The organism is Mycobacterium sp., assembly GCF_035623875.1.
Classification (GTDB): domain Bacteria; phylum Actinomycetota; class Actinomycetes; order Mycobacteriales; family Mycobacteriaceae; genus Mycobacterium.
The window spans coordinates 18,947-34,047 of the sequence record NZ_DASPSP010000194.1 but is presented as its reverse complement, the minus strand read 5'-3'; the positions used below and the strand labels follow the sequence as shown (position 1 = coordinate 34,047).

The following is a 15,101-nucleotide window of genomic DNA, read 5'->3' as shown; positions in this document are numbered from 1 at the left end:
CGCTGCCCGCGATGTCTAACCCAAATAGGCGGTCTGGTTGACCAGCCGCACCGACGAAGCACCGTCCGGGTAGAACTCGGCGATGCTCAACGACGCCAGGTCCAGGTGTAGCCGGTAAAGGATGCCCGGCCCGGCGTCGAGCGCCTGGCGCAGCAGCATTTTGATCGGAGTCACATGCGACACCACCAGCACCGTGGTGCCGCCGTACTCCGCCGCGATCCGGTCCCGCGCCCGGGAGACCCGCTGGTTCACGTGATCGAAGCTTTCCCCGCCCGGGGGCTCTGTGCTGCTGTCGCGCAGCCACCGTCGATGCAATTCGGGATAGCTTTCCGCGGCCTCAGCGAACGTCAAGCCTTCCCATGCGCCGAAATCGGTCTCGACAAGGTCGTCGTCGACGGTCAAGTCCATGCCCAGCGCTTTGGCGGCGGTCGCCGCGGTGTCGTAGCAGCGTTGTAGTGGCGAGGCGATCACGGCCGAGATCCCGCCACGCCGGGCGAGATAGCGGGCCGCCGCGTCGGCCTGCCGCCACCCCACCTCGGTCAGGCCCGGGTTGCCGCGTCCCGAATAGCGTCGCTGCACCGACAGCTCGGTCTGGCCGTGGCGGAGCAACAACAGCCGGGTAGCGCTACCCCGCGCGCCGGTCCAGCCCGGCGGCGACGGGTTCTCGCCTGCTTGGGTCGTCGAGGCTGAATTGTCGCTCCGCGGCTGCTCTTCCGCCGCGGCAGCAGCGTCCATCGCCTCGTTGGCTAGCCGATCTGCGTAGGAGTTTTCCGCCCTCGGAATCCATGTGTAGCTGACCCGCTCGAACCTCGTCGCCAGCGTGCGGGCCCGGGCGTTGAGATCCGCGAGGTCGGGATGTTTGACCTTCCAGCGCCCGGACATCTGCTCGACCACCAGCTTGGAATCCATTGCCACCGCGACGTCGGTGGCCTTCAGCCTCGCCGCCTCCTCCAAACCGGCAATCAGGCCGCGGTATTCGGCGACGTTGTTACTGGCATGGCCGATCGCCTGCTTGCTCTCAGCCAACACGGTCGACCGGTCCGCTGTCCAGACCACCAACCCATAACCCGCGGGCCCCGGATTACCCCGTGACCCGCCATCGGCCTCGACGACCACCTTCACTGGCCACCGCCTTTGACTCGCAACAAGATTGCGCCGCATTCTGGACACCGCAGCACATCGTCTTCTGCGGCCGCCGAGATCCTGGACAACTCGCCGCGATCGATCTCGATCCGGCAGGCCCCGCAGCGACGACCCTGCAGTGGACCCGCACCCGGGCCGCCGGCGGCGCGCTGTCGTTCGTAGAGCGCTATCAGCTCGGGATCCAACGCCGCGGTGAGTTCGTCGCGACGCGTCGAGTATTGCCGTCGAGTTTGGTCGATTTCTTCGAGTACACCGTCAAGAGCCTGCTGCGTCGCCGCCGAATCAGCTTGCAGTGCGGCGATCGCCGCCGTCTCAGCGGTCTGTTGCGATTGCAGCTGCTCGCGGCGCTCCATCACCTCCAACAGCGAATCCTCCAAGCTGGACTGGCGGCGTTGCAGGGTCTCCAATTCACGCTGCAATTCCGACAATTGCTTGGCGTCGGCGATCGATTGCAGCAGCGAACGGTCCCGGTCCTCGCGTTGGCGTACCACGTCGATCTCCAACTCGAGGCGCTCTACCTGAGCGTCCAAGTCTTCCAACGCGATTTGCACAGCCCCCAACCGGTCATTGGCTGCGACCTGGTCGGCTTGCATTCGCTCATAGTCTTGACGCTGGGGCAGGTGGCTGGCGCGATGCGCAATCCTGGCCAGTTCAGCGTCCAACTCCGCAACTTCGAGCAGCGAGCGCTGCTGCGCGACTGCGGCTTTCATCATTGCTTACTCTCGCTATCGTTATCGACATTCCACGGATCGGTGCGGATCGGGCACACACGTACGGAAAGGTCGGCGCCGAAAGCCGACCGCAAGACATCGGCAGCCTGTGCACACCAAGGATATTCGCTGGCCCAGTGCGCGACATCGATCAAGGCCACATCCGATGCGCGGCAGTGCTCGTCGGCCGGGTGATGACGCAAGTCGGCCGTGACAAAGGCCTGCACCTCGGCGGCGGCGACGGCGTTCAGCAGCGAGTCGCCGGCGCCCCCGCAGACCGCGACGCGGGACACCGTCATGTCCGGATCGCCCGCGGCGCGCACCCCCCACGACGTTTGCGGCAGACCCGCTTTAACTCGAGAGATTAATGTGCTCAACGACTCTGGCTGCGCCAACGAACATATTCGCCCCAATCCGACGTCGGCGGGTGGCGGCGCCAAGGCGAAGATGTCAAATGCGGGCTCCGTGTAGGGATGCGCGGTGCGCATCGCTGAGAACACCTCGCGGCGTGCCCGCGCAGGTGCGATGACCTCGATTCGGTCCTCGACCACTCGCGCAGGAGCGCCGACGCTGCCGATAGCCGGTGAAGCTCGGTCGCCCGGGAGGAACTGGCCGGTGCCGGTGACGCTCCAACTGCATTGGGAGTAGTCGCCGATTCCGCCGGCGCCGGCCGCAAAAACTGCGGCCCGTACCGCATCCGCGTTCTCCGGCGGTACGAATATCACCCACCTGTCCATATCAGGCGCCGCAGGCGATGGCTCCAGCACCGCCTCAACGGTCAACCCGAGCGCCTGCGCCAAGGCGTCCGACACGCCCGGCGACGCCGTGTCGGCGTTGGTATGCGCGGTGAAAAGCGAACGGCCCGAACGGATCAGGCGGTGCACCAGCGCACCCTTGGCGGTACTGGCCGCCACCGTGTCCACGCCGCGCAATAGCAGCGGATGGTGGGCCAGCAACAGACCACCCTCGGGAACTTCATCGACTACCGCCGCGGTGGCGTCGACCGCGACCGTCGCCGAGCCCAGCACGTCGTCAGGGTCGCCGCAGACCAAGCCGACCGAATCCCACGACTGGGCAAGCCCGGGCGGGTAGGCGTCGTCCAGCACGTCGATGACTTCGGCCAGCCGCACGGTCATCGGAGTACCCCGCTCTTCGCCATCTCGGCGATCGCCTCCACGAGCACCGGCCACTCGGGCCGGACTGCAGCTCGCAAATATCGCCCATCCAGGCCGACGAACGTGTCACATCGCCGCACGGCAATTCCTCGGGTGTGCAGGTGCTTTCGGATCAAGTCGGCATCCGGAACGGTGAATAAGACAAATGGCGCACAGCCATCGACTGGTTCGGCACCCGCCGACTGTAGGCCCGACACCATGTCGGTGCGCAACGCCGCCAGCCGCCGGGCACCCGCCGCGGCTTCGGCCACGGCGTCCGGAGCACAACAGGCCGCGAGGGCCGTCAGTTGCAGCGTGCCCACCGGCCAGTGGGCCCGCTGAGCGGTCAGCCGGGCCAACAGGTGGGGCGCACCCAGTGCATAGCCCACCCGCAGGCCCGCCAGCGACCACGTCTTGGTCAGGCTGCGCAATACCAGCACGTCGGGCAGCGGCTCACGGGCCAGCGATTCCGGCTCGCCGGGAATTGAATCGGCGAACGCTTCATCCACCACCACGATCCGCCCGGGTCGGCGCAACGCGAGGATCTGCTCGCGGGTGTGCAAAACCGACGTCGGGTTGGTCGGGTTGCCGACCACGACGAGATCGGCGTCGTCGGGTACCTGGACGCCGGCCAGACCGAACGGCCGCTCAAGGACGACGTGATGCACGCGGACGCCGGCCGACCTTAGCGCGACATCCGGCTCGGTGAACGATGGCGCGATCACCGCCGCCAGCGTCGGGCGAAGATTGGGAAGCAACGCGAATCCCTCGGCGGCTCCGGTCAACAGCGCGACTTCGTCACGGGCACGGCCGTGACGGGCCGCGACGGCGTGTATCGCCGCGCACTCGTCGTCGACACCGGGATAGCGCGCCAGGTCGGGCAACCGTGCGGCCAGCCGCCGTACCAGCCAACCCGGCGGTCGTGCATGACGGACGTTGACGGCGAAATCGAGCATGCCCGGGTCGGCGGCCTGATCGCCGTGGTAGCGCGCCGCCGCGAGCGGAATCGATGCGCTCGGATCCAGACTCGCCACGCCTGAAACACTAACGACCGCGCGACGAGGCCAGGTATCGGGACACGGTCCAATGGCAGGTCGGGCCATCGAGGACAATAGCGACGTGACAGACACGGCGTCTCGGCCGCAGCTGGTGATCTTCGACCTCGACGGCACCCTCACCGACTCCGCTGATGGCATCGTGTCCAGCTTTCGCCACGCGCTCGGTCAGATCGGGGTCGCCATGCCCGAGGGCGACCTGGTCAGCCGGATCGTCGGCCCGCCGATGCACCACACCCTGTCCGCGATGGGGCTGGGCGAGCACACCGACGCCGCGATCGCCGCCTACCGCGCTGAGTACACGACCCGCGGCTGGGCGATGAATAGCCTCTTCGACGGGGTCAGCCTCTTGCTGGCCGACCTGCGGGCCGCGGGTATCCGGCTCGCGGTGGCCACCTCCAAGGCGGAGCCGACCGCACGCCGGATCCTGGCGCATTTCAGGCTTGACCAGCATTTCGAGGTCGTCGCGGGAGCCAGCGTCGACGGCGACCGCGCCACCAAGGCTGACGTGCTGGCTCACGCGTTGGCACAACTGCAGCCCCTTCCGGAACGCGTCCTCATGGTCGGCGACCGCCTGCACGATGTCGAAGGCGCGGCCGCGCACGGCATCGACGCGGTGGTGGTCGGCTGGGGATACGGCCAAGCTGACTTCGCCAACGCCACCACAACGAGCGATCCGGTGCATGTCGCGACGGTCACCGAGCTGCGGAGGGCGTTAGGTGTCTGAGCGCAGACTGCACGTCACGTTCGTGTGCACCGGCAACATCTGCCGGTCACCGATGGCCGAGAAGATGTTCGCCCACCAGATCTGCCAACGCGGTCTGCACGACGCCGTGCGGGTGACCAGTGCGGGAACCGCCGGCTGGCATGTCGGCAAGTGCGCCGACGAGCGGGCCAACCGGGTGCTGCGCGAGCACGGCTACCCCACCGACCACCTCGCCGCGCAGATCGGCATCGACCACATCGAAGCCGACCTGGTGGTCGCGCTGGCGCGCAACCACGTGTGGCTGCTCCGCCAACTCGGGATCGACGATGAGCGAATCCGGATGCTGCGATCCTTCGACCCTCGCTCGGGTGCTTATGTCCTCGACGTCGACGACCCCTATTACGGCGACCACGACGACTTCGAAGCGGTCTTCGCCGCCATCGAGGCTTCCTTGCCCGGCCTGCACAACTGGGTCGACGAGCGGCTTGCCCAGAACGGATACCGCTGATGCGTCGCCTGGGCTTCCTGCTGCGACCGGGCTGGGTGGCGCTGGCTGTGGTAGTGATCGCGTTCACCTACCTGTGTTTCAGCGTGCTCGCGCCGTGGCAGCTGGGGAAGAACACCAAGACCTCACGGGAGAACAACCAAATCCAGCAATCCCTGACAACTGCACCCGTCCCGTTGAAAACCTTGTTGCCGCAGCAAGATTCGTCGGCTCCCGACGCGCAGTGGCGCAAGGTGACGGCGACGGGCCACTACCTGCCGGATAAGCAGTTGTTGGCCCGTTTGCGGGTGGCCGACGGGGAGCCCGCGCTGGAGGTGCTGGTCCCGTTCCTGGTCGACGGCGGCCCCAACGTTTTGGTCGACCGAGGCTACGTGCGGCCCGAGCAAGGTTCGCGGCTACCGCCGATTCCCCCGCCTCCACACGGAACAGTGACCATCACGGCGCGCCTGCGCGACTCCGAGCGGCCGGTGCTGGACAAGCAGTCATTTGTCAGTGACGGTGTGCGGCAAGTGTATTCGATCGACGTCAGTCAGATAGCGACGCTGACCGGGGTCCCACTGGCCGGGTCATATCTGCAATTGGTCGACAACCAGCCCGGCGGGCTCGGCGTGCTCGGGCTCCCCCACCTGGACGCCGGGCCGTTCCTGTCCTACGGCATCCAGTGGATCACGTTCGGTGTCGTCGCACCCATCCTGCTGGGCTATTTCGTGTATGGCGAGGTCCGGGCCCGTCGCGCCGAGAAGAGCCAGATCTCTCCCACTGAGCCCGCCGAGCCCACGGCCCCGGCCACCGTCGAGGACAAACTCACCGACCGCTACGGACGGCGCCGCTGAGGGCCACCAGTGCGGCCGTGGCGGCTTGCAGAGCCCGGGAGAGCCGCACCGCGCGGCGCAGGTCGGCCACCGACGGGGGGGCTCCCTCGCCGAGGGTGGGCCGGATCTGCAGTTCGTACTCGTACTGGGTGGGCCCACCCAGGCGTACGCCCAGCGCCCCGGCGAATGCCGCCTCGACGACGCCGGCGTTGGGGCTGGGATGACGGCCGGCGTCACGACGCCAGGCACGCACCGCACCCGACGGCGATCCGCCGACGATCGGCGCGCACACCACCACCAGCGCCGCGGTCACCCGCGCGGCGACATAGTTTGCCGCGTCATCCAGACGTGCGGCGGCCCAACCGAATCGGGCATAACGCGGCGAGCGGTGGCCGACCATCGCGTCGAGCGTGTTGACCGCACGGTATCCGAGGACGGCGGGCACGCCGCCCACCGTCGCCCACAGCAGCGGCGCGACGTGTGCGTCAGAGGTGTTCTCGGCGGCCGACTCCACTGCGGCGCGGATCAGTCCGACGGCGTCGAGCCGTGCCGGGTCACGCCCGCACAGCGCGGGCAGCAGCCGTTGGGCGCCCTCGACATCGTCGCGGCTCAACAGGTCGCCAATCGCCGATCCAGTGCGCGCCAGGGTTGTTCCGCCCAGCGCCATCCACGTGGCCGCCGCGGTGGCGGCGACGGACGACAGCGGACCGCGCCGCCGGGCGTGCCGCTGCAGCGCGGCGCCGAGCAGGCTCACCGCGCCGACGAGGACGCCGACATGGGCGGCGCCACCGATCCGGGTGTCGCGGTAGGTGACCCGCTCCACCGCCGCTGCCGCGGCGCCGAATCCAGCGACCGGATGACCCGCCCGCGGGTCCCCCAGCACGAGGTCGGCCAGGTAGCCGGCCAGCACACCGACGACCCGGGTATGCCGCGTCGCCCCAAACACTCCGGCAGCGTCTCACACGTGGTCTACTCGGTTGATGGAGCACGCTGGTGAGCAGCGGCCGCAATGAAGCGGCACGCCACCCGGGTCGCCGACCTGCTCAACCCCGCGGCAGCCTTGCTGCCTGCCGCGAATGTGATCATGCAGCTGTCGTTGCCGGGCGTCGGTTATGGCGTGTTGGAAAGCCCGGTCGACGGCGGCAACGTCTACAAGCATCCGTTCAAACGGGCGCGCACCACCGGCACATATTTGGCCGTCGCCACCATCGGCACCGAGTCGGACCGCGAACTCATCCGCGCCGCCGTCGACACCGCGCACCGCCAAGTGCGGTCGACGTCGTCAAGCCCGGTGTCCTACAACGCGTTCGATCCCGCACTGCAGCTATGGGTGGCCGCCTGCCTGTACCGCTACTTCGTCGACCAGCACGAGTTTTTATACGGCCCGCTCGACGAAGCCACCGCGGATGCGGTTTACCTGGACGCCAAGCGGCTGGGCACCACCCTTCAAGTGCGCGAAGGTATGTGGCCGTCGGATCGGGTCGCGTTCGACGACTACTGGAAGCGCACGCTGGAAGACCTGCGTATCGATCCGCCGGTGCGTGAGCATCTGCACGGGGTGGCGACGATGGCGTTCCTGCCGCGTCCGCTGCATGCGCTTGCCGGGTCGTTCAACCTTTTCGCGACGACGGGGTTTTTGGCCCAGAAGTTCCGATCGATGATGCGGCTGGAGTGGGCAGAATCGCAACAGCGTCGGTTCGAGTGGCTGCTGGTCGCGCTACGGCTGGCCGATCGGCTGATTCCACACCAGGCGTGGATCCTCGGCTATCGGCTCTACCTGTGGGACATGCGGTTCCGTGCCCGCCGCGGCTGGCGAATCGTGTAGCGGCTAGCTGAAGAGGACGACCAACACGATGGCGGCCATACTCAGTATCGCCATCAAAAACCACGGCTGCAGAAGGAGGGGCCGCTCGCGGGCTTCATCGGTCTTCGCCGGAAGGGAGGTCGTGCGTTCGGGCGTTAGCTGTGAAGTCATATACCAAGCATTGCTAATTAGTTGGTCGAAGTAAATGTGGCGCTCGCCTCATCGACCCCGCTTTTGCGACGTAGATCACACTGTGATGGTCAGAAGGGAGCAGATTGATGCCTTTTCCAAGCCTCAACCATGTGGCGATCACCGTGCGCGACATGGAAATCAGCGGTCCGTGGTATCGGACGCTGTTCGGCGCCGACCCGGCGGTCGACGAGCACACCGACGCCGGATTCCGGCATTTGGTGTGGCTGCTCGACAACGGCACACTAATCGGAATCCACCAGCACGAGCGTTCCGCCCCCGATGAGCGGTTCAGCGAGTTTCGGGTGGGCCTGGACCACGTCGGCTTCGGCTGCGCCAACCGCGCGGAGTTGGAGACCTGGATGGCCCGACTCAACGAACTCGGCATCCAGCACGGCGGCATCGTGGATGCGCCCTACGGCTCCGGTTTGAGCTTTCGCGACCCGGACGGCATTGCGCTCGAGTTTTTCGCGCTACCGGCCTGACTGACCAAAAGCGGCCGGGAAGCGACCCCAGTGCCCGTCCCGATGTGTCAGCATTAGGACGTGACCGTTCGCCGAATCGCGCATTTCCTGGCTGCCGCGGTGGTGGCCACCTCGATGGCGCTGCTGAGCACACCGATCAACATCGGCGCCGCGTCCGCTGCTCCGTGCCCCGACGTCGAGGTGACGTTCGCCCGTGCCACCAGCGAGCCGCCCGGTGTCGGCGTCGTCGGACAAGAATTCATCGATTCTCTGCGCTCACAGGTTGGGGGCCGGTCCGTCGCGGTCTATCCGGTCAACTACCCCGCCTCGGACGATCTCGTCCCATCGGCTAACGCCGGCGGCGTGGATGCGAACGCGCACGTCGAGTCGATGGCCGCCAGCTGTCCCAACACCAAACTGGTGCTCGGTGGATACTCCCAAGGCGCAGCGGTCATCGACCTGATCACCATCGCACAGGCTCCGGTATCGGGCCTTGTCCCCGTGTCGCTACCGCAGGACGTAGCCGATCACGTTGCCGCGCTCGCCCTCTTCGGGAATCCCTCAGGCAAGTATCTGGGCGCGCCGGTAAGCACGTTGAGCCCGTGGTACGGAGCGAAGGCCATCGACCTATGTGCGGCCGGCGACCCGGTCTGCACACCAGGCGCCATGTTCACGCTGCCAACGCACGAGGAGTTGTCTTCCCCGGCGCACCTCTCCTATCCGAATTCCGGGATGCCCGCTCAGGCCGCGACTTTCGTGGTAAGTCACCTGTAGCCAGGGGTCATGCGCGCGGTCGTCATCACCAAGCACGGCCCTCCGTCGGTGCTCAAGGTGCAGGATCGTCCCGACCCCCCGCGCCCGTTGGCCGGCCAGGTGCGAATTGCGGTGCGCGCGGCGGGAGTGAACTTCGCCGATCACCTCGCGCGCGTCGGCCTTTACCCCGATGCACCGAAGGTGCCGAGCGTCGTCGGCTACGAGGTGGCGGGGACGATCGAGGCGGTCGGCGACGGCGTCGATCCCGCGCGTATCGGCGAGCGGGTCTTGGCCGGAACACGTTTCGGCGGGTACGCCGAAATCGTCAACGCCGCTGCGGACGACACCGTGGCGCTTCCGCACTCAATGAGCTTCGAGCAGGGCGCCGCGGTCCCGGTCAACTATGCGACGGCGTGGGCGGCGCTGCATGGTTACGGCTCATTGCGCGCCGGCGAGCATGTGCTGGTGCATGCTGCGGCCGGGGGCGTCGGCATCGCGGCGGTCCAGTTGGCCAAGGCCGCGGGCGCGATCGTGCACGGCACTGCATCACCGGGCAAGCACGGCCAGCTCGCTGCATTGCGCATCGATCGCGCCATCGACTACCGCCGCGACGCGTGGTGGAAAGGCCTGGAACCGTACGACATCGTGCTGGACCCGCTCGGCGGGACGTCGTTGCGTCGGTCGTTCGACTTACTGCGCCCGGGCGGACGGCTGGTGGCCTACGGCCTTTCGTCGTTGCAACAGGGCGAGAAGCGGTCGCTGCGCCGGGCGGCACCGCAGGCGCTGGCGATGGTGCGCGGCTTCAGCCTGATCACCCAGATGAGCGAATCCAAGGCCGTCATCGGCCTGAACATGCTGCGCCTGTGGGACGACCGCGGAACGCTCGAACCGTGGATAGGACCACTGTCGACGGCCCTGTCCGACGGCACGGCAGCGCCGGTCGTGCATGCGGCGGTGCCGTTCGCCGAAGCCCCGGAAGCGCATCGCATCCTCGCGGCGCGAGAGAACATCGGCAAGGTTGTCCTCGTGCCGTGAGTTGGTGGGCGCGGACGGTATCGAACCGCCGACCGCTGGTGTGTAAAACCAGAGCTCTACCACTGAGCTACGCGCCCGTGCCGCGCAAAGATACCGCCCCGACCACTCGGCACCCAAAACGCCGACTCACCGTTCAGCTCTTCAGGGCGGCCAGCGCCTCGGTCCAAAGTCGCTGATCGCGGACTTCACCGGGTTGCTTCATCTCGGCGAACCGAATCGTCCCAGATCGGTCGACGACGAACGTGCCGCGGTTGGAGTAACCGGCGTCGTCGTTGAACACACCGTAGGCCTGGCTGACCGCGCCGTGCGGCCAGAAGTCCGACAGCACCGGGAACAGGAACCCGCTGTCGGCGGCCCACACTTTGTGGGTGGGCGGCGGCCCCACCGAAATGGCCAGCGCCGCACTGTCGTCGTTCTCGAAGTCGGGCAGATGATCACGCAACTCCCCAAGCTCGCCTTGGCAGATGCCGGTGAAGGCCAACGGAAAGAACACCAGCAGCACGTTTTTGGCGCCACGGTATTCGCTCAGGGTGACCGGCTGTCGATTCTGGTCACGCAGCGTGAAATCCGGTGCGGTAGAACCGACCGTCAGCATCAGCGGCGACCGGCACGCGACTTCGGCTGCACCAGCCGGCTGGCGCTCCAGTCCCTCAGATTGACCGACGACGTCGGCATCAGTCCTGCAGTGGGCGCCGACTCTGCGATCTCAGCCGGCAGCACGTGTCCGGGCCGGCCGGTCTTTGGCGTGAGCACCCAGATCACTCCGTCGTCGGCCAGCGGCGCGATCGCGTCCATCAAGGTGTCCACCAGGTCGCCGTCGCCGTCGCGCCACCACAGCAATACGACGTCGATAACTTCGTCGGTGTCTTCGTCGAGCAACTCGCCACCACACGCGTCCTCCACGTCGCCGCGGATATCGTCGTCGGTGTCCTCGTCCCAACCCCACTCTTGGACAACCTGCCCCTGTTGGATGCCCAGTTTGCGGGCATAGCTCGGGGCGTCATCCGCCGCCACCACCGTGCGATCCTCTCTTTCAGCTGCAAGCCTGTCAGTTCCAAGCCACTCGAGCGTCAGCGCGCCGCGCGATGGCATTTATCGTCGCATAGCATTTAGCGTTGCACATCTGCCGACTCATAGGGATGCCCTGCAGAGTTTGACGGCTTCGGTCTTGGTGTCGTTGAACTGGTTGACGCGCTGATTGAACTCCGCCATCTCTCCGTGCGCGCGGATGGTGTTGGCCAGGTCGCGTGCCGCGTCGGCATAGGCGTTGAGAGCCTGGTGCAGGTCGGCAGACAGCGGGCCACCGCTGTTGCCTTCGACCAGTTCGGCGCTGTGGTTGAGGGTATCGATGGCGGGACCTTCGCTGGCTGTGGTGTCGCGGCCCTGGTTGTACGCGGCAACAAAGTCATTCACCTTGTCGACGGCTTCTTTGCTGCTGGCGGCAAACGACTCACACGCGCGGACCACGGCCTGCGTCGTCAGTGATTGCTGACGACGCGACTCCTGAAGACTTGACGTAGCGGCCGACGCCGAGATCGACGCGGACACCGACTCCCGGTACGCCGGGGCTATTGCGGTGTCGGCGGTCGGCATGCCGTCCGTGACGCTGGTACACCCCACAATGGCCATCGATACCGCTGCCACGCAGCCGATCGCCCGCGCGCCGATCCGCAGTCGCCGCAGGGCCGGCGTGGTAGACGCGCGTCGTCCAGCTGTGGGCGGTACGCCGCGACGCCCTCCGATCAGCACAGCTAACGACGTTACCGGGTCGCGGCTTGGGACAGCTTCGACGGGGACTACGCGGCGCGGTGGTAGGTGCGGCACGATAGTAAGGACCCGACAGGGGCCGCGGACCGACCCAGGACCGAGGACGTCAATCGGCACGGCGAGATCAGCCAAAAGCAGACGAACCGTCAAACGAGGAGTAACGAGTTGACTACCGAGTTCGTACGCCAGGATCTGGCGCAAAACCCAACCGGCGCAGGCGAACCCGATCGGGTGCGAGTGATCCGCGAAGGTGTGGCGTCCTACCTGCCCGACATCGATCCGGAGGAGACCGCCGAGTGGCTGGAGTCCTTCGACGAGCTACTGGAGCGCTCGGGGCCGTCGCGGGCGCGCTACCTGATGTTGCGCCTGCTAGAACGCGCCGGTGAACAGCGCGTCGCGATCCCGGCGCTGACGTCGACCGACTACGTCAACACCATCCCAACCGAGCTGGAGCCGTGGTTCCCCGGGGACGAGGACGTCGAACGCCGCTACCGGGCGTGGATCAGATGGAACGCGGCCATCATGGTGCACCGCGCCCAGCGTCCGGGAGTCGGCGTGGGCGGCCATATTTCGACCTACGCCTCGTCGGCTGCGCTCTACGAAGTCGGCTTCAACCACTTCTTCCGCGGGAAATCGCATCCGGGCGGCGGAGACCAGTTGTTCATCCAGGGCCACGCCTCGCCTGGCATTTACGCGCGTGCATTCCTCGAAGGCCGGCTTACCGCCGACCAGCTGGACGGGTTCCGGCAGGAGCACAGTCATCCCGGCGGTGGCCTGCCGTCCTACCCGCACCCGCGGCTGATGCCCGACTTCTGGGAGTTCCCGACGGTGTCGATGGGCCTCGGCCCGATGAACGCGATCTATCAGGCCCGGTTCAACCACTATCTGCACGACCGCGGCATCAAGGACACTTCCGGCCAGCACGTGTGGGCCTTCCTCGGCGACGGCGAGATGGACGAGCCGGAGAGCCGCGGTCTGGCGCACGTTGCCGCGCTGGAGGCGTTGGACAACTTGACCTTCGTGGTGAACTGCAACCTGCAGCGCCTCGACGGGCCGGTGCGCGGTAACGGCAAGATCATCCAGGAGCTGGAGTCGTTCTTCCGCGGGGCCGGCTGGAACGTCATCAAAGTGGTGTGGGGCCGCGAGTGGGATGCCCTGCTGCACGCCGACCGCGACGGCGCGCTGGTGAACCTGATGAACACCACCCCCGACGGCGACTACCAGACCTACAAGGCCAACGACGGGGCTTATGTGCGGGACCACTTCTTCGGACGCGACCCACGCACCAAGGCACTGGTCGAGCACATGACCGATTCGGAGATCTGGAACCTCAAGCGCGGTGGCCACGACTACCGCAAGGTCTACGCTGCCTACCGCGCTGCCGTCGACCACAGAGGACAGCCGACGGTGATCTTGGCCAAGACCATCAAGGGCTACTCGCTGGGTGCCCACTTCCAGGGCCGCAACGCGACGCATCAGATGAAAAAGCTTGCGCTGCAAGATCTCAAGGACTTCCGCGACGCCATCCGGATCCCGATCAGCGACGCCCAGCTGGAGGAGGATCCTTATCTACCCCCGTATTACCACCCCGGTCCGGAGGCCCCGGAGATCCGTTATCTGCTCGACCGGCGCCGCGCGCTGGGCGGTTTCCTGCCCGAGCGGCGCACCAAATCCAAGGCGCTGACCCTGCCGGGCCGCGATACCTACAAGGCGCTGAAGCAGGGGTCGGGTCACCAGGAGGTGGCCACCACCATGGCAACGGTGCGCACCTTCAAGGAAATATTGCGCGACAAGGAAATTGGACCCCGCATCGTGCCGATCATTCCCGACGAGGCGCGCACGTTCGGGATGGACTCCTGGTTCCCGTCGTTGAAGATTTACAACCGCCTTGGCCAGCTGTACACCGCCGTCGACGCCGAGCTGATGCTGGCGTACAAGGAAAGCGAAGTCGGCCAGATCCTGCACGAGGGCATCAATGAGGCCGGATCGGTCGCCTCGTTCACCGCGGTCGGCACGTCGTATGCCACCCACAACGAGCCGATGATCCCGATCTACACCTTCTATTCGATGTTCGGGTTCCAGCGCACCGGCGATGGGCTGTGGGCCGCCGCCGACCAGATGACGCGCGGCTTCCTGCTCGGGGCCACCGCGGGGCGCACCACGCTGACCGGCGAGGGCCTGCAGCACGCCGACGGCCACTCGCTCCTGCTGGCGGCCACCAATCCGGCGGTGGTCGCCTACGACCCCGCCTTCGCCTACGAGATCGCCTACATCATCGAAAGCGGCCTGGCCCGCATGTTCGGGGAAAGCCCGGAGAACGTCTTCTTCTACATCACCGTCTACAACGAGCCATACGTGCAACCGCCGGAGCCAGAGAACTTCGACCCCGAAGGTCTGCTGCGGGGCATCTACCGGTACCGGGCGGCCAAGGAAAGCCGCGCGAACACGGCCCACATCCTGGCTTCTGGCGTGGCGATGCCCTCGGCGCTACAAGCCGCCGAGATGCTAGCCGCCGAATGGGATGTCGCCGCCGATGTGTGGTCGGTGACCAGCTGGGGCCAGCTGAACCGCGACGGCATTGCCGTCGAGAGGGAGAAGCTGCGCCACGCAGACCGTCCGGCGGGTCAGGCTTACGTCACGCGGGCCCTTTCCAGATGCTCGGGCCCGATCATCGCCGTGTCGGACTGGCTGCGGGCGGTGCCCGAACAGATCCGGCCCTGGGTCCCGGGCACGTACGTCACGCTGGGCACCGACGGGTTCGGCTTCTCCGACACCCGGCCTGCCGCGCGCCGCTACTTCAACACCGACGCGCAATCTCAGGTGGTCGCGGTGCTGGAGGCGCTGGCGCGTGACGGCCAAATCGACCCGTCGGTACCGGTCGCGGCTGCGCGCCAATATCGGATCGACGACGTGCAGGCCGCGCCGGTGCAGACCTCCGATCCAGGTCCGGGCGCTTAAAGGGACCTAAACGGGAGTGTCTTTGGCGGAACCATCCACAAAACCG

At 66.8% G+C, this 15,101-nt stretch carries 16 protein-coding genes and 1 tRNA gene; 8 read left to right on the top strand and 9 right to left on the bottom strand.

Features of this window, described 5'->3' with window-relative positions:
• Positions 1-15: 15 nt before the first annotated feature.
• The 4 genes from VEI45_RS16465 to cobC are packed head-to-tail and all read right to left on the bottom strand — an operon-like array spanning position 16 to position 4,041.
• Complete coding sequence (locus VEI45_RS16465; RefSeq protein ID WP_324855056.1) at positions 16-1,122, bottom strand: bifunctional RNase H/acid phosphatase; 1,107 nt, start codon at positions 1,120-1,122, stop codon at positions 16-18.
• On the bottom strand, positions 1,119-1,853 hold the full coding sequence (locus VEI45_RS16460) for a zinc ribbon domain-containing protein (protein WP_324855054.1): 735 nt from the start codon (positions 1,851-1,853) through the stop codon (positions 1,119-1,121). The genes VEI45_RS16465 and VEI45_RS16460 overlap by 4 nt, the downstream gene beginning before the upstream one ends.
• Positions 1,853-2,989 carry a Nif3-like dinuclear metal center hexameric protein gene (locus VEI45_RS16455; protein ID WP_324855052.1) on the bottom strand — a complete coding sequence of 379 codons (1,137 nt, stop codon included), beginning with the start codon at positions 2,987-2,989 and terminating at the stop codon, positions 1,853-1,855. Before VEI45_RS16455 ends, VEI45_RS16460 begins: the two co-directional genes overlap by 1 nt.
• The gene (gene cobC / locus VEI45_RS16450; protein ID WP_324855050.1) at positions 2,986-4,041 is read right to left on the bottom strand and encodes an Rv2231c family pyridoxal phosphate-dependent protein CobC; all 1,056 of its coding nucleotides are present in this window, start codon (positions 4,039-4,041) and stop codon (positions 2,986-2,988) included. Before cobC ends, VEI45_RS16455 begins: the two co-directional genes overlap by 4 nt.
• A gap of 52 nt (positions 4,042-4,093) precedes the next feature.
• Between cobC and VEI45_RS16445 the strand changes: the two genes are divergently transcribed.
• The 3 genes from VEI45_RS16445 to VEI45_RS16435 are packed head-to-tail and all read left to right on the top strand — an operon-like array spanning position 4,094 to position 6,106.
• Entirely contained in the window at positions 4,094-4,789 is a 696-nt protein-coding gene (locus VEI45_RS16445; protein ID WP_324855048.1) for an HAD-IA family hydrolase, read from the top strand.
• On the top strand, positions 4,782-5,276 hold the full coding sequence (locus VEI45_RS16440; RefSeq protein WP_324855046.1) for a low molecular weight protein-tyrosine-phosphatase: 495 nt from the start codon (positions 4,782-4,784) through the stop codon (positions 5,274-5,276). Before VEI45_RS16445 ends, VEI45_RS16440 begins: the two co-directional genes overlap by 8 nt.
• Positions 5,276-6,106, top strand: a complete 831-nt coding sequence (locus VEI45_RS16435) for an SURF1 family protein (RefSeq protein WP_324855044.1) — start codon at positions 5,276-5,278, stop codon at positions 6,104-6,106. The genes VEI45_RS16440 and VEI45_RS16435 overlap by 1 nt, the downstream gene beginning before the upstream one ends.
• On the opposite strand, the gene VEI45_RS16430 is transcribed toward VEI45_RS16435, so the two are convergent.
• Positions 6,078-7,031, bottom strand: a complete 954-nt coding sequence (locus VEI45_RS16430) for a cobalamin biosynthesis protein (RefSeq protein ID WP_324855042.1) — start codon at positions 7,029-7,031, stop codon at positions 6,078-6,080. The two genes, VEI45_RS16435 and VEI45_RS16430, sit on opposite strands and share 29 nt — an antisense overlap.
• A 63-nt stretch (positions 7,032-7,094) precedes the next feature.
• On the opposite strand from VEI45_RS16430, the gene VEI45_RS16425 reads away from it, so the two are divergent.
• The 4 genes from VEI45_RS16425 to VEI45_RS16410 all read left to right on the top strand — a co-directional run bounded on the left by VEI45_RS16425 (position 7,095) and on the right by VEI45_RS16410 (position 10,330).
• Positions 7,095-7,910: an oxygenase MpaB family protein gene (locus tag VEI45_RS16425; RefSeq protein WP_324855040.1), complete on the top strand. Its 816-nt coding sequence runs from the start codon at positions 7,095-7,097 to the stop codon at positions 7,908-7,910.
• Positions 7,911-8,167: 257 nt separating this feature from the next.
• Positions 8,168-8,563: a VOC family protein gene (locus VEI45_RS16420; RefSeq protein ID WP_324855038.1), complete on the top strand. Its 396-nt coding sequence runs from the start codon at positions 8,168-8,170 to the stop codon at positions 8,561-8,563.
• Between the two features lie 60 nt (positions 8,564-8,623).
• Positions 8,624-9,316, top strand: coding sequence for a cutinase family protein (locus VEI45_RS16415; protein ID WP_414687507.1), 693 nt, complete (start codon positions 8,624-8,626; stop codon positions 9,314-9,316).
• A 9-nt stretch (positions 9,317-9,325) separates the two neighbouring features.
• Entirely contained in the window at positions 9,326-10,330 is a 1,005-nt protein-coding gene (locus VEI45_RS16410; protein WP_324855036.1) for a zinc-binding dehydrogenase, read from the top strand.
• A 2-nt stretch (positions 10,331-10,332) separates the two neighbouring features.
• Here VEI45_RS16410 and VEI45_RS16405 read toward each other — a convergent pair.
• From VEI45_RS16405 to VEI45_RS16390, 4 genes are all read right to left on the bottom strand, one after another.
• A tRNA-Val gene (locus tag VEI45_RS16405) sits at positions 10,333-10,407 on the bottom strand.
• A gap of 56 nt (positions 10,408-10,463) precedes the next feature.
• Positions 10,464-10,925, bottom strand: a complete 462-nt coding sequence (locus VEI45_RS16400; RefSeq protein WP_324855034.1) for a peroxiredoxin — start codon at positions 10,923-10,925, stop codon at positions 10,464-10,466.
• On the bottom strand, positions 10,925-11,347 hold the full coding sequence (locus tag VEI45_RS16395) for a DUF3052 domain-containing protein (protein ID WP_324855032.1): 423 nt from the start codon (positions 11,345-11,347) through the stop codon (positions 10,925-10,927). The genes VEI45_RS16400 and VEI45_RS16395 overlap by 1 nt, the downstream gene beginning before the upstream one ends.
• A 114-nt stretch (positions 11,348-11,461) precedes the next feature.
• Positions 11,462-11,959 (bottom strand): hypothetical protein, encoded by a 498-nt coding sequence (locus VEI45_RS16390; RefSeq protein ID WP_324855119.1) that lies wholly within the window; start codon positions 11,957-11,959, stop codon positions 11,462-11,464.
• 303 nt (positions 11,960-12,262) lie between these two features.
• On the opposite strand from VEI45_RS16390, the gene aceE reads away from it, so the two are divergent.
• A complete protein-coding gene (gene aceE / locus VEI45_RS16385) occupies positions 12,263-15,055 on the top strand; it encodes a pyruvate dehydrogenase (acetyl-transferring), homodimeric type (protein ID WP_324855030.1) in 2,793 nt (930 codons plus the stop codon).
• Positions 15,056-15,101: the final 46 nt, after the last annotated feature.